This is a genomic window from Cyanobacteria bacterium FACHB-DQ100 (genome assembly GCA_014695195.1).
Lineage (GTDB): Bacteria > Cyanobacteriota > Cyanobacteriia > Leptolyngbyales > Leptolyngbyaceae > Leptolyngbya.
In genome coordinates, this window is record JACJNW010000032.1 from 278,283 (window position 1) to 295,642 (window position 17,360).

A 17,360-nucleotide genomic window follows, 5' to 3' on the forward strand; every position below is an offset into this window, starting at 1 on the left:
TCAACGATGTCATTGTGTCAGCCGATGAATTAGATTGCAACTTGTAACGTTTTTTGACAAACACCAATGATGTAACACTTCTCCAAAGATTGCTATAACCCTATGTGGGTCACAATGCTTTACTTCAAGTAACTATAGGATACTGTCGGTAACTCATACCAGATTGATTTGTGGATGCGACAGATTCTCGCCCCCCAAATCCCCCACGCGTGGGGGACTTCAAGCCAAATCTGTTTCGGATTCTCAAAGTCCCCAGTATGGGGGATTTGGGGGGCGAGAATCTGTCGCATCCACAAATCAATCTGGTATTACATGGCTGTAATTATCTGGCAAATGCTGCGGCTCTACTCCTTAGAAACGGGGTAAACCTCTGCACCATCCCATCTTAAGCTAGATCAAAGTCATGGCGGCTAGTAGGAACAAAGCTAAGCCCATAGCATTCTTCCCAAAAACAGCCAAAACAACCATGCAATGTAATGAATGATAACGATCGCCCAAAACGCAGCTTGATAAGGCTCTTTCTGACTTTTGTGCCGCAGCATTCGCTGGGCGATAAACCCACCCAACCATCCACCTGCAAGTTCACATAGATGTAGCGTTTGTTCAGGGGTGCGCCAGTCCTTGCGGTTAGCACGAGATTTATCATCAGCGTATAGCGCGTAGGTTACTAAACTCATCGTATGTTAACAACGAAAGCTTATTAACCAATCTTTCCATCTAAGCTTGTAGTAGCATCAACCGAGTCGGCTCAAGCTGAACAAACCAAGGAAAATCTTTGTATTTTATAACGTTCCATTTCTCTTTGAAAACTTCAGCTTGAATGTGATAATCCTGTCGATCGACAATATCCGATGTGAACTTCAGAAAAACGGTCATTCGGTGCGGCGTTTCACTTGTGGCAACCAACCAGCAAGGAAACGCATTTTCCGCAGTTGGATCGTCTGTAAATCGAATCTGATGGGCACGAATTCCGGCATAAGCGAATCGATCGGGTAAGGGTTCAATTACTCGTAAGCGAATGCCCCAATCTATTGCATAAATCTCTTGTTCTGTGATGACTTGGACTGGAGAAATGTTCTTGCATCCGGTCAGTTGAGCCACACCTAATCTACCGGGTCTTGCAAAAATGTCATGCTTTGAACCATATGCAAGCGTCTGTCCTTGCTCCAGAACAATCAAATCATCACACACTCGATACGCTTCTTCTAAGTTGTGAGTGACAAACAAGCTCACGCCCTTAAACTCTCGGAGTCGTGCAATCACTTCTTGTTCCATTTGGCTCCGCAGAGGGGTATCTAAGGCTGAAAAAGGTTCATCGAGCAGAACTACCTCTGGCTCACTTGCAAGTACCCGCGCTAATGCAACTCGCTGCTGTTGTCCGCCAGACAATTGATGCGGATAGCGATCGCCATACCCTTGTAATTGTACTGAATCCAATTGAGCTTCGATGCGCTGACGTGCTTCACGTTTAGCAAGAGACTTTGGTAAGCCAAAAGCAATGTTTTCTGCAACAGTTAGGTTCGGAAATAAAGCGTAGTTCTGCACCAGAAAACCGACTTTGCGATCGCGGCTCGGTACATTAATTCCTGCCTTTGCATCAAACAAAACTCGTCCGTTGAGAACAATTCGTCCTTGTGTTGGACTTTCCATTCCTGCAATACAGCGTAGTAACATACTCTTTCCTGCACCTGATCCCCCTAGCATTCCTAGCGTTGATTTTGTTGCACTGAAAGTCAGATCTAAGTCGAAGGCTGGAAGCTGCTTTTGAATGTCAACAAATAAACCGGATGAAGTTGGAGAAATTGCTGCAACTGCTTTATGATTTGGCTTTCTGGCGGTTCGCAGCAGTTTCAATTGCTGCTGTCGGTCTTGCCAGAAGTTGACCGCAAAGATTCCAGACAGCGAAATCAATAGAATCATCACTGCCCAGAACCAAGCCTCATTCATTGCGCCCGCTTCTACAGCAAAATAAATTGCCATTGGAATCGTCTGCGTTTGTCCAGGAATGTTGCCTGCTAACATCAAGGTCGCCCCGAATTCACCTAATGCCCTGGCAAACCCCAGTACCGCACCTGCTAACACTCCCGGCAATGCTAAAGGCAGCAGAACTCGACGGAACACTGTCCATTCTGAAGCTCCTAAAGTCCGAGCAACGGCTAAGAAGTTCTCGTCAATCTGCTCGAACGCTCCTAATGCGGTTCGATACATCAAGGGGAATGAAACGACTGTTGCCGTGAGCACGGCTCCATACCAGGTGAATACAAGGCTGAAATCGATCGACCCCAACAACTGCCCCACCCAGCCATTCTTACCAAACACCAACAGCAGCAAAAAGCCCACCACAGTCGGCGGCAGGATCAACGGAGAGACAAAGATTCCTTCAAGAATAAATTTTCCCTTGCCGCGATAGTTCAGCATCCAATAGGCAATAGCGACTCCTGCAAAGAAGGTAAAGACAGTTGCGATCGCGGCTACTTTCAGCGAGATCCACAATGGAGACAGATCAAGGGGAACAGTCATTGCTACATTCATTCGACAAAATTGCTATTTCGGCCCAATAAATCCGTACTTGCGGAATACGCCTCTCGCTTCATTACTGGATAGATACTGCAAAAAGGATTTGGCTACATCGACATTCTTGCTGCTCTTCAACACTGCTATCGGATAAACAATTTGCGAATGAAAGCTCTCAGCAGCAATGGCAGCAATTTTCACTTTATCGGAGATCTGAGCATCGGTCACATAAACAAACCCTGCATCCGCATTGCCGCTTTCAACCGCCGCGAGAACTTGCCGCACATTGTTCGCATAAACGAGCTTAGAGTTGAGATCGTTGGACAGATTCAGCTTTTGCAACACCTGTTCAGCATACTGTCCGGCAGGAACGCTTCTCGGTTCACCGATCGCCACTCGCTTAATTTCCGGCTCTTTAAGACTTGAGAAGCTTGTGACGATTCTTGAGGCTTTGGGAACGACGATCGCTAATCGATTGTTTGCTAAGTTACCGCGAGTTCCCGGAACTAATGCGCCTCTTTGATCGAGTGTATCCATTTGCCGTCTTGCGGCTGAGATAAAAATGTCAGCAGGTGCGCCTTGCTCGATTTGCTGAAGTAAAGCACCAGATGCCCCGAAGTTATAGGTCAAATCCACATCAGCGCGAGTCTTTTGATACAGAGGCTCAATTTCCTCTAGCACCTCTTTAAGACTGGCTGCCGCAGAGACTAATAAAGTGGTGTTTGCTGTGGTGGGTTGAGCGAACTGTAAGCCAAGCACGATCGAGAAGCTAATCAGAGCAACACTCAAAACCGTCAGGAAGTGTTTACGTTTCATACAATTCTGTTTAGGATAAGAATCCTGAACGTTAATAGACCTTTACCAACTTATCAGCCTTTACCAACTAAATTGGTAGCGTAATGCCCAGAAAAGATCAAGGATGGATCACATTTCAAACCTCTGAGGAGGAGCGGCAGCTTCTAGAGGCGATATGCCAACGATCACAGCGTACCAAAACTGAGGTGCTGCGGGAGATGCTGCGGGGGTTAAAGCAGTCCAGCGATTCTGAGACGACCAAGGAAATAGCTCAAGAAGCGGCTATCGATCGGGCTGTAAATTCATCGAAGAAACCGCTCAAGGTGAGTTCTCGCAATGTTTTGGAAGGGAAAGTGAAGCGACTGGTGAAAGGGTCGATTCATACGGAGGTGACGATCGAAGTGATGCATCGGGTAGAGTTAATTTCGACGATTACAACGACCTCAGCCGAAGTTTTGGAACTCGAAGAAGGTAAAACGGCTTATGCAGTGATTAAGTCGAGCGATGTTGTAATTGCGATGGAATGATTTACTGAACGGAAATGCTTGGATCATATTGCCATACGACAATGAATGTTCCAATTAACGTCAGTTCGATGAGTTTTTTCGCTTCGATTTGAGCCGATCAGCCCCCTAAATCCCCCATTTTGGGGGACTTAGAGAATCGTGATCCCCCAAATTTAAGAGCCTTCTAAGCTTCAAAGTCCCCCACTTGTGGGGGATTTAGGGGGCTACCCGCAGATCCAAACGCAGCCAAGACTTGTATCGAACTCACGTCCAATTACAACAATTTGGAAGACTTGCTCCAGTTGGGCTGAGATTCCGCACTTATGATGTCAAGCTTGATTCGGTATGGCAGGACTATGCCGACACGATTCTCGCGCTGCCAGCCATGCAAAAATGGTTGAACAGTGCGATTTCTGAACCCGAAGTAATGTCAACGTTCGAGTCGCGATGAGGCCACAAATTTGGAGTCATTGCAAGGAATTAGGGTTGAAGACACCTTCAAACAACTCAACATCGCCGTCACCTGGGAACGTGATCTTTACTAACTTCCCCTACTTTGGCTCGATCGACGCTCAATCATTTCTCGCCTCACCAACGGCTTACCCACTGCAACCCGTGGAAGCCGATGCTTAAATCCACACAGAATTTCCCAAGAGATTGTGCCGAGTAGATTCGCCCAGTCGTCTGCCAAAATCTTTTCGTTGCCGTCCTGCCCCAACAGCGTTACAACTTCACCTTCCTGCAATGCTGGAATATGGCTCACATCCAGCATCAACTGATCCATTGTGATTGACCCAATTTGCTTTGCGTGTTGTCCCCGAACTAACGCAGTCATCTTGTTCGATAAATTACGCGGTACGCCATCTGCATACCCGATTCCAATCACCGCAATCTGAGTTTCACGATCGGCAATAAACCGATATCCATAGCTCACTCCGGTTCCCGCTTGAATGGTTTTCACCTGCGTCACCCGCGCTTTCACCTGCATCACCGGACGCAAATCCAAGCGCGACCGCAAATGCTCTGCCGGATAAAGTCCATACAGCAAAAGCCCTGTCCGCACCATGTCATAGTGCAAGCTCGGATCAACAATCGTCCCGGCTGAGTTCGCCAAATGAAAGCGGGGATGTTTTCCACTCAGGTTGTAACCACAGGCACGAAGTCCCGATTCATAGCGATGCTGCTGTTGTTGCCGGATAGTCGGATCAAGATCTTCGGCAGTTGCTAAATGTGAATAAATACTCTCGATCGATAGATTCGGCAAGCTCTTCACTAACTGCACAAACTCGACTGCATTTTCCCAAGAAGTTCCTAAACGCGACATTCCCGTATCTAGTTTGAGATGAATCGGCAACACACTCTGTCGCACCGATTCTGAGAATACTAAGGCTTGCTTGGGAGTACAGAGAGTGGGTTGAAGCTGCCAATGCTCGATCGCTCGAATCTGCTCTGCGGTATGTGTCGCGCCTAGAACTAAAATCGGCGCTTCGATTCCCGCTTCGCGTAGCTCGATCCCTTCTGGAATCGTCGCCACCCCTAGCCAAGTCGCTCCTGCTTGCAAAACAGTCTGCGCCACCGTCACCGCCCCATGGCCGTAAGCATCAGCTTTCACCACTGCCATTAGCTCAGTTTTGGCAGAAATCAGGCTAAGAATCTGCTGCACATTATGAGACAGTGCCGCCAGATCAATCTCAACCCAAGCGCGCTCCCGCTGCATCAAGGCAATACTCGAACTTTGATCCCAACTCAGCATCACTCCTACTCCTCAGCCACCATTTGCCTGTCGGCTCTTGATTCTATTTCAACAATGTTTTCAAAATCGGAAAATTTAATTTTCGATCCCGAAGCCACCGCCGGTCATCTCTCAACTGCTTGACTCTCACTTTACAAAAAAGACCAAACGGAGAAAAGTGAGTGGAGATCGCTTCTTTCGACGATCGCTCTAGCCATCACCGAATGGGTTGGATATGTTAGCATCAGTGCAAATAAGCGTGTCTTAAAACAATCCGAATGGGAAAGGTTCTGGTGCTCAATGCCTCCTACGAACCGCTCAATATTACCAGTTGGCGGCGAGCAGTTGTCCTGCTTATCAAAGGCAAAGCTGAGCAAGTCGAGCATAACGGAAAGATGATTTATTCGGGGTTTCCACTCCCCACCGTGATTCGCCTGCGCCATTATGTGCGCGTCCCCTACAAAGAGATTCCGCTCACTCGCAAGAATCTGCTGCACCGCGACGGGCACTCCTGCCAATACTGCGGCTACACCGGGGACGATCTGACGCTGGATCATGTGATCCCACGATCGAGAGGCGGCGGAGATTCCTGGGAAAACATCGTTACGGCTTGTGTGCGCTGCAACGTCAAAAAAGGCAGCCGCACCCCCAAAGAAGCCGTTATGCCGCTGCGAAATCCGCCGCATCGCCCGCACAGCAGTCTTTATTTTGAAGTCACCAAGCACGTCAAGAACGGCGTAAACCAAGAATGGCAAAAATATGTCATCGGGGGAGTGCGAGAAGAATAGGATTCGAGCGATCACGGCTCCAGATCGGTTTCCGCTCTATCAAATGAGGGAAACTGAACAAATCGCTCTGCCGTTTTTTGAACTTTTTTGCGAAGATCAGAGAGTGCCTACGATCGAGCAGCTCAAACCAGGCGAGAACACTCTGTGAAGCGAAGCTGCCGACCGAGGCTGGTTCTATTTTCCGCACAACTTCAACGTATGCAATCTGATTCGACTGTGCCATTCACTTCACTCATCACAATGGAACCAGACTCTGGTATTTCTGGGCTGAATCCAACTGAGCCTCTATCGCATAGCCTCGCTGTAGCCAAGAGCAACGATCTTCCAAAAGCGTCAAATGGCGCGGCTCATGACCAGCGAGGACGCTACCCTTACGATGTCATGCGTTCTCCGGAGCAAGAGCAGAAAATCGAAGGATTTCGTCAAGTTCTAGAGCGGCATCGTGGTGAGCGTCAGCTAATACTTTTACAGGATTTTCCTGATCCCGATGCACTTTCTTCGGCTTGGGCTTATAAACTAATCGCCCAAAGATACGACATTCAAGCCGAAATTGCCTATGCTGGAACGCTTTCGCATCAGGAAAACATTGCGCTTGTGAAGTTAACCGCATTACCGCTTCAACGATTAACGGTACAAACCGCAAAAACAAAGGACTTCTCGGTTTACAAAGGCTGTGTGCTGATTGACAACCAGGGAACCACAAGCCAGCTTCTACCGTCGGTTCTGCAATCGAATATCCCGATTACAGTTGTGATCGATCATCACAGTATGCAGGACGACCTCCACGCTGAATTCGCTGACATTCGCTCCTATACTCGCGCCACCGCGACGATCTTGACGCAATATATTCAGGCGGGAATGCTGAAATTTGATACCAGCGCCCCTGAGCATGTTAAGTGCGCGACTGCGCTGATGCACGGACTACGATCGGACACAAATCGATTGATGCAGGCGCAGGAAGAAGATTTTCTCGCGGCTGCTTTTTTAAGTCGATACTATGACGCGCAGTTGCTCAACGCGGTGATGCAGTCCTCGCGATCAAAGCAGGTGATGGAAGTGATTGAACGATCGCTGAAAAATCGCACCGTTCACAACAACTTTTCGATCGCTGGCGTGGGCTATTTGCGCTACGACGATCGTGACGCAATTCCTCAAGCAGCAGACTTCTTGGTGACAGAAGAGAATGTCCATACTGCTGTAGTTTATGGCATCGTTCACGACGAAGACGAAGAACTCGAATTCGTCGTCGGATCGCTTCGCACGAACAAATTGACGCTTGACCCGGACGAATTTATCAAAGAGGCATTTGGGCAAGATGCTCAAGGACGCTTCTTTGGCGGGGGACGATCGCAAGCAGGCGGCTTTGAGATTCCGATGGGATTTCTTTCAGGCTTTACAGAAAACAGCGAATACGCCAAAACCAAATGGTCGGTGTTCGATGCTCAGGTGAAGCAGAAATTACTGCGATTGGTCAACCCAGAGCAGCACTATCCCAAAGGAGTAAATTAATCTAAAGCAAGAAGCGTCTAGGGCAACGAATTTGGTAAAGATCCAAATAGCCCCTAGACGTTTGATAGGTGTATGAAGCTTTATTTGATTCGGCATGGACTGGCAGGACAACACGGCGATTACGCCAACGATGACGAGCGACCCCTAACTTCCGAAGGAAAGCGTAAAACTGAGCAGGTCGCAAAGCAGCTACGATCGTTTGGAGTGGAGTTTGATCTAATTCTGACAAGCCCCCTGACTCGCGCTATGCAAACGGCTGAAATTCTAAAAGCGGCTGGCTTGGGCAATGCACTCGAAGTTGAGGGATATCTTGCACCAAGCGGAAATATTCAGACCTGGATCAGTTGGCTTGAAGCGTGGCGCACACCGGAGAAGACACTGGCGCTGGTGGGACATGAGCCGGACTTAAGCGGGTGGGCAGAACTGCTAATTTGGGGAGAAGTCCGCGATCGTCTCATCCTGAAAAAAGCGGGTGTAGTCGGGCTAGAACTGCCGAATACAGGCGGCGCGATCGGCAATAGCCGCCTATTCTGGCTGACTCCTCCTAAGTTTCTGCTATGAGAATAGAACTGACTTGTGAGAAACTTTCTGAGAAAGTATCATCAATGTCGATTTGTCGCTCTGCTCATTCCCGATAGCAATTCGATTTGTGAAGGCTGCAGGCAACAGATTATTGCAAAACTTTTGGTAGGAGGACGATTAGACGATTAATTGTGTCTCTACGATTAAGGGATGCGAAGAATCGGTGATCTGCTGAATTCGTTTTAAATTGGTATTACGATCCGAATGGCGATCGTTATCCCTTAATTTTGTCTTAAGCGATTTAATTAAGCTAAAATTTTCCTACTTTGCTTTTTGCTACGCCGAGCTTCGAGATCTAAATCGTTTAATACGCAGTTTTAGGAATGAGATGATCTCTTCAGACACCGAACAAATTCCCGCTAATCTCAAACGTTTACTAGCTCCACATGGCATCGGATACCGCATCAAGCTCCTTTCTCAACTGCTTGGTCGCAGATTTCAAGAACGGCTTGATCCCTATAAGCTGACTCCGTTTCATTGGGTGGTCTTGTGCTGTTTATGGCAGGAAGACGGGCAGGCGACATCGAGTATTAGCGATCGACTCCAACAAGTCGGCGGCACTTTAACCGGGGTACTTGATCGCATGAGTGAGCGCGGCTTGATTCGCCGGGAACGCGACTTCCAGGATCGAAGAATTTGGCGGATTTGGCTGACTGATGCAGGACGACAGCTTCAAGATATCCTCCCGCCGATCGCAGTCGAAATTCGAGAAGCCACCTTGCAGGGAATTCCGCTTCCAGAGCGCGAACACTTGTCTAGCATCATCGATCGTATCATTGCCAATTTGTCTCATTCTGCCGTTACCCCCCATGCAGATGGTTGGCGGGCTTTGCTAGCTCCCTATAATCTCGGTTATCGCATCAAAATTATTGCGCAGCTAGGAACCCGCCGATTTCAAGAACAGCTTGATCCGCACGAACTCACGCCGTTTCACTGGGTCGTTTTATGCTGTTTGTGGCAAGAAGACGGGCAGGCAACTTCTGAAATTAGCGATCAACTCCAGCAAGTCGGCGGCACTTTAACCGGGGTACTCGATCGCATGAGTGAGCGCGGCTTGATTCGCCGGGAACGCGACTTCCAGGATCGAAGAATTTGGCGGATTTGGCTAACGCAAGCCGGAGCGCAAATGAAAACGACGCTGCCCCCGATCGCCCAGTCCGTGATCGAAATGATGATGACCGACATCTCGATCGAGGAGCAAGTGGCGCTGTCTGATTGGGTGAATCAGGCGATCAAAAATCTCAACGCTATAGAAAAAACTGGGTAAGGAAACTCACCCAGTTAATGAAATCACAGCAATTTGAAAGCTTACTTGTTCGGTTGCGGAGTCATGCGGAGGTAGGGTTTCACCTCGGTGACGCCTTTGGGGAATTTTTCACGCGCTTGATCGGTCGGAATCGAAGGCACGACAACGCAATCGTCGCCATCTTGCCAGTTTGCCGGGGTTGCAACACTGTAGTTGTCGGTTAGTTGCAGCGAATCAATCACGCGCAGCAATTCGTCAAAGTTGCGTCCGGTGCTAGCAGGATAGGTGAGCGTTAAGCGGAGTTTCTTGTTGTTGTCGATAATGAACACCGATCGCACCGTCAGGGTCGAACCTGTGCTGGAGTTCGGGTGAATCATGTCGTACAGTTCAGACACTTTTTTGTCTTTGTCTGCCAAGATTGGATAGTTGACGTTGCAGCTTTGGGTTTCGTTGATATCACCGATCCAGCCTTGGTGGGATTCTGCATCATCCACGCTGAGCGCAATTACCTTCACATTGCGCTGGTCGAATTCGGGCTTGCGTTTCGCCACTTCACCCAATTCTGTAGTGCAAACTGGAGTGTAATCTGCTGGGTGAGAGAAGAGAACCACCCAGCTATCGCCTGCCCACTGATAAAAATCGATCGTTCCCTCAGAAGAGTCCTGAGTAAAGTTGGGAACGCTATCACCTAGTCGAAGAGCCATATCGCGTAATTTCCTTTTGAGTGTCTGTCGATCGCAAATAGTTACTGATCGATCATGCCATAAATCCCGGTTTCCCGGTCGGAGTTTAGATCTTTTAAAGATTCTATAGGTGATGAAGAACTTCGTAAAGATTTCAGACTGAAATATCAGAATTCAAGCTCAGAGCATTTACGCAGAAGTCCGATGGTACGGTACAACACTTCAGCTTCAAATTTCGAGTTTTCTCCGTACCCTCCTTGAAGATGCCGTGAAGTCCTATGGGATTTGGTTGAAATTGCGGACTCCAGAAGTGCAGGATTCTAGTTTAATCGCAGTGGTCTCGCGATCGCTAAGCTGTTCTTAACCTGTAGCAAACTTCTTAGGCGATCCGGGCGCGATACCATCGATTAGGACACCCGCAACAGATTACCCGTATGGAAACCAACACTTTTCTCACGATTGACGACGACTCACTCAGCCTGCGCGATTGCCTGCGTTATCTCCAAACCTCTGGAAAGCTCCAAGGGTTTATTGGGGATATTTTACGTCAGTACGTAATCGAGACTGAAGTAAAAAATCGCGATGACCTTGATATTAATCCAGCCGTAATCGAACAGGCGGTCGTTGACTTTCGGATTCAGCAGCAACTCACCGATCCGAAGCAGTTCCAAGAGTGGCTCAACCGCAATGGGCTGGATTACACAGCATTTCACCAGCAAATTTCAACCAACTTTAAGAACGAGAAGCTAAAGATCTTGGCGACCGAACCGCGCCTACAGGAATATTTTATTGAGCGTAAAGTATTTCTTGATCGCGTGGTGCTGTCTCGGATTATTGTCGAAAGCCAAGAATTAGCAGACGAATTGAAGCTGCAAATTAGCGAGGGAGAGCGGTTTGAGATGCTGGCACGGGAGCATTCGATCGCGGACGATCGGATCGCAAACGGCATGATGGGGCCTGTCAGTCGCGGTACAATGCCCGACGCGGTCAGAGCGGTGATCGATTCTGCCAATGTGGGGGATATTGTCGGCCCGATTGAACTCGAAAATCGATGGGCGCTTTTCCGGATTGAGGAAGTAATCCCTGCAACTTTAGATAATCAGCAATTAAAACAAATGCTGACGACGGAATTGTTCGATCGTTGGCTCGCTGAGAAAATTCAAAAGATGACCGTGAAACTGCAGGTAAACGATTAGACTGAAGAACGGCAACGCCTTTTCCGTATTTTAGCCCCCTAGTTTTCAACTGCCCCCATGCTAACGAACGACCTCGCGACAACTCTCCCCTGGGAATCGCCGCCCCTCTGTTTTCTCAGTCCTGAACAACAGGTGCAATTTAAGACCACCGCCGAAGCGCGTCGCTATAAGCTAGGCGAGGTGCTTTGGTCGAGTGAAGACGCTGGAGTGCAAATGATTGTTCTCAGCGGCAAAGTGCGCCTGGTCGGGGAAGATAACAGTTCCCGCGTTTTGCAGCCCGGAGACTGGATTGGCGATTTATTAGACTTACCCGGATGGAAAGCGAGAGCCGCTAGTGGTGATGTGCAGGCAGTACAGTGGCGCAGTGAACAGTGGATGACTGTACGTTCACCGGATGTTGATCGCTTTTGGGCAATTACGCGATCGCGATATCTGCCGCAACTGGATCAGTCGCCGCAGCCTGTGTCTGGATTTCCCTTTGTGTCAGGGATGAATAGCGCGGCAGCTTGTTTAACGATGGTTGCAAATCATCTGCAAAATCCCGTGCAGCTTGATTGGGTGCAGCGCCAATTGCGTGGACAGCGCCCGACGAATGTGGTGGATGCAGCCGAAAAGTTGGGGCTACAGTTGCGCCGAATTCAGACGACCTGGAAAGAGGCGCGGCTGCTGAATTTTCCGGCGCTGATGCTGTGGAATGATACGGCAGAGCCGCATTGGGTAGTAGCCTATGGAGTCAGGGGCGATCGCTGGATTATTTCTGATCCGCAAGATCCCATCATGACTCCGCAAGCGGTGCATCGATCTTTTATGGATCAGGTGTGGGATGGGCAACTGTGGCAGGTTGAAGCCGTTCAGAAGCAAGAGCGATTTAATTTAACCTGGTTCCTGCCTGCGGTGTGGAAATACCGCGGCTTGCTCGGAGAAGTGCTGTTCGCTTCATTTACGCTGCAACTGTTGGGACTGGCGACTCCGCTGATTACCCAGGTGGTGATCGATCGCGTCATGGTGCAGGGCAGTATTCCGACGCTGGATGTGATGGCGATCGCGCTCTTAGGGGTCGCTGTGTTTGAGGCGCTACTGGGGATTTTGCGGCTATTTATCTTTACGCATACGGCGCGACGGTTGGATTTGAGCCTTTCTGCCCAGTTGTTTCGGCATTTGATGCGGCTGCCGTTGGCTTATTTTGAGTCGCGGCGGGTTGGAGACACCGTAGCGCGGGTGCAGGAATTAGAGAATATTCGGCAATTCCTCACGGGAACGGCTTTAACCGTGATTCTCGACTCGATTTTTGCAGTCGTTTATCTAGCGTTGATGTTCTTCTACAGCATTCCGCTCACGGGTGTTGCCTTGGCGGTCTTGCCTTTGTATGCGGCTTTGACGCTGACAACCACACCGATTCTGCGGAATTGGCTGAATGAGACGTTTAACCGGAGTGCGGATAGTCAGTCCTTTTTGGTGGAGACAGTCACAGGGATTCATTCGGTGAAAGCGCACAGTGCTGAAAAGCCGTCGCGCGATCGCTGGGAGGGTCTGTTTGCTCGCTATATTCGCACCAGCTTTAAGGCTTCGACGACTTCTAATATCAGCAATAACTTGGGTGATTTTCTGACGAATTTCTCGTATCTGCTGATTCTGTGGGTTGGGGCGCACTTGGTGATCAAGCAAGAGCTAACCGTGGGTCAGTTGGTGGCGTTTCAGATGCTGTCTGGACGAGTAACGGGGCCTTTATTGCGGTTGGTGCAACTGTGGCAGAACCTACAGCAAGTGTTATTGTCGGTCGATCGGATCGGGGATATCCTCAACGTTGCGCCGGAAGCAGAACCTGGAACCGGATTGGTGTTGCCGCCCTTGAAGGGGCAGGTTTCGTTTGATCAAGTCTTTTTCCGTTATAGCCCGAACCAAGAACCTGTACTGAAGGGCATTTCGTTCGATGTGCAGCCGGGGATGCTGGTGGGCGTGGTTGGGCGCAGTGGATCGGGTAAGAGTACGCTGTCGAAATTGTTGCAGCGCTTGTATTTGCCGGAGTCGGGACAGATTACGATCGATGGCTTCGACATCAAGAGCGCAGATCTGCATTCGTTACGCAGCCAGATGGGTGTTGTGTTGCAGGAGGACTTTCTCTTTAATAGCAACATTATTGATAACATCAGTCTTGGTCGTCCGGACATTACAGCCGAACAGGTAGTTGAGGCAGCGCGAATGGCGGCGGCGCACGACTTTGTTAGCGAACTGCCTCAAGGTTACGAAACGAATGTAGGAGAACGGGGAACAGCCCTTTCTGGGGGGCAGCGCCAGCGGGTTGCGTTGGCGAGATTGTTTCTCTCGAATAGCCCGATTTTGGTATTAGATGAAGCGACGAGCGCACTCGATAGTGAGACCGAGCAACAGGTTTTACAGAATTTGCAGTCGATTTCAGACAATCGGACGGTGTTTCTGATTGCTCACCGCTTTGCACCTCTGAAGCGGGCAGATTTGATTTTGGTGATGGAGAAGGGATTGATTGCTGAGAAAGGAACACACGATGAACTGCTGCGGAAGAAGGGCTTGTATTGGTCGCTGTATCAACGTCAGCAAGCTTCGGTGTAAGCGGGATTAAACTTAGAGCACGATCGCTCAACAATCTAGGCTCACGAAAGGCGACTTTGATTCGCTGAACTTCGTGAGCTTTTTTGATCGGCTAGGATTTAGGCGTAGTGCTAGAAATGCGTGAGAGCGATCGGTTTTCTCACTGCGGTTTGGGCGGATGAATGCCCCCTAAATCCCCCACGAGTGGGGGACTTTGAAAGGTAGGGGACTTGTTTAGAGGGGGGAATTACTTGTCTCTGGAATCAGCATCGAAGCGATCACGGTGAATCGTCATTGCACAATCATGAGCAAAAATTACTCAACGTTGATCGGTAAACACGGGTGCGATGCACTGAAATAGCGATCGTGAGAGCTAAAACAGCGATCGTGAGAGCTAAAACAGCGATCGTGAGAGCTAAAACAGCGCTCCGGAGCACTGGAATAGCGATCGCGAGAACTAAAACAGCGATCGCGACCACTGATACCAAATTGATTTTTGAGTGCGACAGATCTTGGAAGCCCCCTAAATCCCCCACGAGTGGGGGACTTCAAGCCTAAATCTGTTTCGGATTCTCAAAGTCCCCCAGTATGGGGGATTTAGGGGGCGAAGGATCTATCGCATTAATAAATTGATTCGGTATGAAATAGCCCAAACCTAACCTTAAAAATGTTCGGTGTATCCTTGCGATTCTCAAAAGGTCATACCATCATATAGAGAGCCTTCTCTGAACATTTAGTGGTGTGGACGCGGTTATGAAGCTTGGATCTGAGGAACATAAGCAGCTTTTTTGCCAAGATTTTATGGCAACTCATCTGGAGTATGAGCCAGAGACAATGAGCTTTCCAGAACTCAATGAAGCCGAACTCGATCGCTTGCGGCGGATTCCGTTCTGGGGAATTGCACTCGACACCGAGCGAGAAGCGGGCATGATGGTTAGCGCCATGGCAGACACGATCGGCGATCCTGAGATTCGAGCCGCGATCGCGCTTCAAGGCGAAGAAGAATCCCGCCACGCTCGCCTAATCGAATGTCTGATTCGCCACTACGATTTACAAGTCGAAGAACCCCCCACACCCGTTCTACCGAAAAATATTACTCAAGCCTTCACAGATTTCGGATTTGGAGAATGCTTAGATTCATTTTTTGCCTTTGGAATGTTTGGCTTAGCTCGCCAAGCGAAGTATTTACCTGAGTCAATGTTTACGCTGTTTGATCCGATTCTGGATGAGGAAGCCCGGCACATTGTTTTCTTCGTCAATTGGACTACTTATGTTCAAGCGCAACAAGGACGATCGGACGTTTTACGAGGTGTGCATTCTGCTTTCCATTACGGACGTGCTTTGTTTAACTTAGGCAAAATGGTGCTGGCAAAGGATGGAAATGAAGGTTTTACGGCAACAGGCGCAAAAACTTTTGTCGATGATTTGACCTTGCCACAGTTTTTATCAGCAACCATTAGCGAAAATCAGCAGCGCATGAGCCGGTTTGACGATCGCTTACTCGAACCGAAATTATTACCGCGACTTGCCTCGATCGCGCTCCGAGCGACAACACTCCTGCCCAATCGCCCCACCGAGATGAAAGCAGAAGTGAGTCGTTAATGTTAAAGTCATCAACTCAAGTCGATCGTCGGTGGATGAGAATCAACGCCGACGATTTTGGCTTCTCAACCGGAGTCAATCAGGCAATTATCACCGCACATCAGCAGGGCGTTCTCACCAGCACCAGCATTATGGTGACGGGGGATGCCGCCGACGAAGCGATCGAGCTTGCGAAAGCCAATCCTTCTCTAGCGGTAGGATTGCATTTGGTGTTGGGAATGGGACGATCGGCATTGCCACCCGAACAGATTCCCCACTTGGTTGATGCTGAGGGGAACTTTCCTGATGATCCGGGCAGGGCAGGATTGCGATATCAATTCAGCGCCAAAGCGAGACAAGAATTACCGCTTGAAATTCGTGCCCAGCTTGAGAAATTTCGGCAAACGGGCTTAAAGCTGTCTCATGTGGATGGACATTTGCATTTACATGCTCACCCCGTTATTTTGCGGCATTTAGTTGATTTGGCAGAAGAATTCGAGATCCCAGAAATCCGCTTGCCTTCAGAAGAATTGAGCATTGCCCTAGAGATCGATCGCTCCGGTTGGATTGCAAAAACTGTAGGATCATTAGTATTTTCTGGATTGCGACGCTATGGAGAGAACCTTTTGAAGAAGCACCGGATTCAATTTGCCGATCGCGTTTATGGATTGCTCCAGACAGGACAAATCACAGAATCATATTTGCTCGAACTGATTCCAAAAATTACAGCCGATCGGGTAGAAATCTATTCTCATCCCGCCATTACTGTTCCTGGAGAGCCGAGTAATGCCCCGCTCAATCTGGGATTTATCGAGCTAGAAGCATTGCTGAGCGATCGTGTTCGCGCTGCCCTTGAAGCTCATGGATTTGAGTTAGCAGTAGGTTCTAATCCATGAATAGAACAGTCATCATGCTGCTTCTGGTTATCTGTCAGGTATTTGGAGATTTGTGGATCAGCCGGGGAATGCGCGAAATTGGGCCGATCAATTCTGTCGAAATTGGCGCACTATTGATGGTTGCAGTTAAGTTTTTGACGAGTCCTTGGATTTGGTTAGGAATTGCCTTTCTGATTTGCAGTTTATTGTTGTATCTGGCTGCGATGTCACGCTTTGATCTAAGCTATGTGATTCCGATGACTGCGTTTACTTATGTCCTCAGTACAGCAATGGCGATCCTGATTTTGCGTGAGCAAGTCTCTGCGATTCGGTTGTTAGGCACTTGTGTGATCACAGCAGGCGCGTTTGTGGTCGGTTGGGACGATCGGAAACATCAATCATAGCGGGGCATCATGGATACGAGAGTTTGGATTGCATTATTAGGGTTCGTCTTTGCAGACTCGATCGGCAATATCTTCATCAGCGCAGGCATGAAGCAGATGGGCGAGTTTCATCCATTTCCGTTGAAAACATTACCGCGCCGATTGTTGCATGTGTTCAATAACTTTCAAATTAGCTGTGGCATCTTTTCTACAGTAGTCGGCTTCTTTCTATTTATTTCTCTGTTGAGTTGGGCAAATCTGAGTTTGGTCTATCCCTCAACTTCTCTAACCTATGTGGTTAGCCTATTTGGTGCACGTTTCATTCTGCACGAAAATATCTCACGCGCTCGACTGCTTGGAACGATTTTAGTCGGTGTGGGTGTCGCGCTTGTGTCGATCGGTTAA

Annotated in this window: 17 protein-coding genes and 1 pseudogene; 12 read left to right on the plus strand and 6 right to left on the minus strand. The window is 48.8% G+C overall.

What is annotated here, in order from left to right:
• Nucleotides 1–425 precede the first annotated feature (425 nt).
• The 3 genes and pseudogenes from H6F51_18375 to modA all read right to left on the minus strand — a co-directional run bounded on the left by H6F51_18375 (nucleotide 426) and on the right by modA (nucleotide 3,330).
• Nucleotides 426–677: pseudogene (locus H6F51_18375) on the minus strand (DUF1294 domain-containing protein).
• Between the two features lie 40 nt (nucleotides 678–717).
• The gene (modB, locus tag H6F51_18380) at nucleotides 718–2,520 is read right to left on the minus strand and encodes a molybdate ABC transporter permease subunit (protein MBD1824439.1); all 1,803 of its coding nucleotides are present in this window, start codon (nucleotides 2,518–2,520) and stop codon (nucleotides 718–720) included.
• A 24-nt stretch (nucleotides 2,521–2,544) separates the two neighbouring features.
• On the minus strand, nucleotides 2,545–3,330 hold the full coding sequence (gene modA, locus H6F51_18385) for a molybdate ABC transporter substrate-binding protein (protein ID MBD1824440.1): 786 nt from the start codon (nucleotides 3,328–3,330) through the stop codon (nucleotides 2,545–2,547).
• Nucleotides 3,331–3,413: 83 nt separating this feature from the next.
• Here modA and H6F51_18390 point away from each other — a divergent pair, with 83 nt between their 5' ends.
• Both H6F51_18390 and H6F51_18395 read left to right on the plus strand, forming a co-directional pair.
• On the plus strand, nucleotides 3,414–3,836 hold the full coding sequence (locus H6F51_18390) for a TOBE domain-containing protein (protein MBD1824441.1): 423 nt from the start codon (nucleotides 3,414–3,416) through the stop codon (nucleotides 3,834–3,836).
• Between the two features lie 232 nt (nucleotides 3,837–4,068).
• The gene (locus H6F51_18395; protein ID MBD1824442.1) at nucleotides 4,069–4,266 is read left to right on the plus strand and encodes a hypothetical protein; all 198 of its coding nucleotides are present in this window, start codon (nucleotides 4,069–4,071) and stop codon (nucleotides 4,264–4,266) included.
• A 90-nt stretch (nucleotides 4,267–4,356) separates the two neighbouring features.
• Here H6F51_18395 and H6F51_18400 read toward each other — a convergent pair whose 3' ends face one another.
• The gene (locus tag H6F51_18400; GenBank protein ID MBD1824443.1) at nucleotides 4,357–5,568 is read right to left on the minus strand and encodes an alanine racemase; all 1,212 of its coding nucleotides are present in this window, start codon (nucleotides 5,566–5,568) and stop codon (nucleotides 4,357–4,359) included.
• A gap of 257 nt (nucleotides 5,569–5,825) precedes the next feature.
• Here H6F51_18400 and H6F51_18405 point away from each other — a divergent pair, with 257 nt between their 5' ends.
• From H6F51_18405 to H6F51_18420, 4 genes are all read left to right on the plus strand, one after another.
• The gene (locus tag H6F51_18405; GenBank protein MBD1824444.1) at nucleotides 5,826–6,335 is read left to right on the plus strand and encodes an HNH endonuclease; all 510 of its coding nucleotides are present in this window, start codon (nucleotides 5,826–5,828) and stop codon (nucleotides 6,333–6,335) included.
• A 240-nt stretch (nucleotides 6,336–6,575) separates the two neighbouring features.
• Nucleotides 6,576–7,844 carry a bifunctional oligoribonuclease/PAP phosphatase NrnA gene (locus tag H6F51_18410; GenBank protein MBD1824445.1) on the plus strand — a complete coding sequence of 423 codons (1,269 nt, stop codon included), beginning with the start codon at nucleotides 6,576–6,578 and terminating at the stop codon, nucleotides 7,842–7,844.
• A gap of 72 nt (nucleotides 7,845–7,916) precedes the next feature.
• A complete protein-coding gene (gene sixA / locus H6F51_18415; protein MBD1824446.1) occupies nucleotides 7,917–8,405 on the plus strand; it encodes a phosphohistidine phosphatase SixA in 489 nt (162 codons plus the stop codon).
• Between the two features lie 349 nt (nucleotides 8,406–8,754).
• The gene (locus H6F51_18420; GenBank protein MBD1824447.1) at nucleotides 8,755–9,693 is read left to right on the plus strand and encodes a MarR family transcriptional regulator; all 939 of its coding nucleotides are present in this window, start codon (nucleotides 8,755–8,757) and stop codon (nucleotides 9,691–9,693) included.
• A 41-nt stretch (nucleotides 9,694–9,734) separates the two neighbouring features.
• Here H6F51_18420 and H6F51_18425 read toward each other — a convergent pair whose 3' ends face one another.
• Nucleotides 9,735–10,376, minus strand: a complete 642-nt coding sequence (locus H6F51_18425) for a peroxiredoxin (GenBank protein ID MBD1824448.1) — start codon at nucleotides 10,374–10,376, stop codon at nucleotides 9,735–9,737.
• Between the two features lie 413 nt (nucleotides 10,377–10,789).
• On the opposite strand from H6F51_18425, the gene H6F51_18430 reads away from it, so the two are divergent.
• Both H6F51_18430 and H6F51_18435 read left to right on the plus strand, forming a co-directional pair.
• Nucleotides 10,790–11,551 carry a peptidylprolyl isomerase gene (locus H6F51_18430; GenBank protein ID MBD1824449.1) on the plus strand — a complete coding sequence of 254 codons (762 nt, stop codon included), beginning with the start codon at nucleotides 10,790–10,792 and terminating at the stop codon, nucleotides 11,549–11,551.
• Nucleotides 11,552–11,608: 57 nt separating this feature from the next.
• The gene (locus H6F51_18435) at nucleotides 11,609–14,137 is read left to right on the plus strand and encodes a peptidase domain-containing ABC transporter (protein MBD1824450.1); all 2,529 of its coding nucleotides are present in this window, start codon (nucleotides 11,609–11,611) and stop codon (nucleotides 14,135–14,137) included.
• Between the two features lie 294 nt (nucleotides 14,138–14,431).
• Here H6F51_18435 and H6F51_18440 read toward each other — a convergent pair whose 3' ends face one another.
• Nucleotides 14,432–14,668 (minus strand): hypothetical protein, encoded by a 237-nt coding sequence (locus H6F51_18440; GenBank protein MBD1824451.1) that lies wholly within the window; start codon nucleotides 14,666–14,668, stop codon nucleotides 14,432–14,434.
• A 201-nt stretch (nucleotides 14,669–14,869) separates the two neighbouring features.
• On the opposite strand from H6F51_18440, the gene H6F51_18445 reads away from it, so the two are divergent.
• The 4 genes from H6F51_18445 to H6F51_18460 are packed head-to-tail and all read left to right on the plus strand — an operon-like array spanning nucleotide 14,870 to nucleotide 17,360.
• The gene (locus tag H6F51_18445) at nucleotides 14,870–15,718 is read left to right on the plus strand and encodes a ferritin-like domain-containing protein (GenBank protein MBD1824452.1); all 849 of its coding nucleotides are present in this window, start codon (nucleotides 14,870–14,872) and stop codon (nucleotides 15,716–15,718) included.
• On the plus strand, nucleotides 15,718–16,593 hold the full coding sequence (gene hpnK / locus H6F51_18450; protein MBD1824453.1) for a hopanoid biosynthesis-associated protein HpnK: 876 nt from the start codon (nucleotides 15,718–15,720) through the stop codon (nucleotides 16,591–16,593). The genes H6F51_18445 and hpnK overlap by 1 nt, the downstream gene beginning before the upstream one ends.
• Nucleotides 16,590–16,976 carry a hypothetical protein gene (locus tag H6F51_18455; GenBank protein MBD1824454.1) on the plus strand — a complete coding sequence of 129 codons (387 nt, stop codon included), beginning with the start codon at nucleotides 16,590–16,592 and terminating at the stop codon, nucleotides 16,974–16,976. Before hpnK ends, H6F51_18455 begins: the two co-directional genes overlap by 4 nt.
• 9 nt (nucleotides 16,977–16,985) lie before the next feature.
• Nucleotides 16,986–17,360, plus strand: a complete 375-nt coding sequence (locus H6F51_18460) for an EamA family transporter (protein ID MBD1824455.1) — start codon at nucleotides 16,986–16,988, stop codon at nucleotides 17,358–17,360.

Excerpts from the sequence above, each read along its gene's own strand:
- H6F51_18425 (MBD1824448.1), bottom strand. The coding sequence starts at position 10,376 with ATGGCTCTTCGACTAGGTGATAGCGTTCCCAACTTTACTCAGGACTCT.
- H6F51_18390 (MBD1824441.1), top strand. The coding sequence starts at position 3,414 with ATGCCCAGAAAAGATCAAGGATGGATCACATTTCAAACCTCTGAGGAG.
- H6F51_18460 (MBD1824455.1), top strand. The coding sequence starts at position 16,986 with ATGGATACGAGAGTTTGGATTGCATTATTAGGGTTCGTCTTTGCAGAC.
- H6F51_18430 (MBD1824449.1), top strand. The coding sequence starts at position 10,790 with ATGGAAACCAACACTTTTCTCACGATTGACGACGACTCACTCAGCCTG.
- H6F51_18400 (MBD1824443.1), bottom strand. The coding sequence starts at position 5,568 with ATGCTGAGTTGGGATCAAAGTTCGAGTATTGCCTTGATGCAGCGGGAG.
- sixA (MBD1824446.1), top strand. The coding sequence starts at position 7,917 with ATGAAGCTTTATTTGATTCGGCATGGACTGGCAGGACAACACGGCGAT.
- H6F51_18410 (MBD1824445.1), top strand. The coding sequence starts at position 6,576 with ATGGAACCAGACTCTGGTATTTCTGGGCTGAATCCAACTGAGCCTCTA.
- modA (MBD1824440.1), bottom strand. The coding sequence starts at position 3,330 with ATGAAACGTAAACACTTCCTGACGGTTTTGAGTGTTGCTCTGATTAGC.
- modB (MBD1824439.1), bottom strand. The coding sequence starts at position 2,520 with ATGACTGTTCCCCTTGATCTGTCTCCATTGTGGATCTCGCTGAAAGTA.
- H6F51_18445 (MBD1824452.1), top strand. The coding sequence starts at position 14,870 with ATGAAGCTTGGATCTGAGGAACATAAGCAGCTTTTTTGCCAAGATTTT.
- H6F51_18405 (MBD1824444.1), top strand. The coding sequence starts at position 5,826 with ATGGGAAAGGTTCTGGTGCTCAATGCCTCCTACGAACCGCTCAATATT.
- hpnK (MBD1824453.1), top strand. The coding sequence starts at position 15,718 with ATGTTAAAGTCATCAACTCAAGTCGATCGTCGGTGGATGAGAATCAAC.
- H6F51_18435 (MBD1824450.1), top strand. The coding sequence starts at position 11,609 with ATGCTAACGAACGACCTCGCGACAACTCTCCCCTGGGAATCGCCGCCC.
- H6F51_18420 (MBD1824447.1), top strand. The coding sequence starts at position 8,755 with ATGATCTCTTCAGACACCGAACAAATTCCCGCTAATCTCAAACGTTTA.
- H6F51_18455 (MBD1824454.1), top strand. The coding sequence starts at position 16,590 with ATGAATAGAACAGTCATCATGCTGCTTCTGGTTATCTGTCAGGTATTT.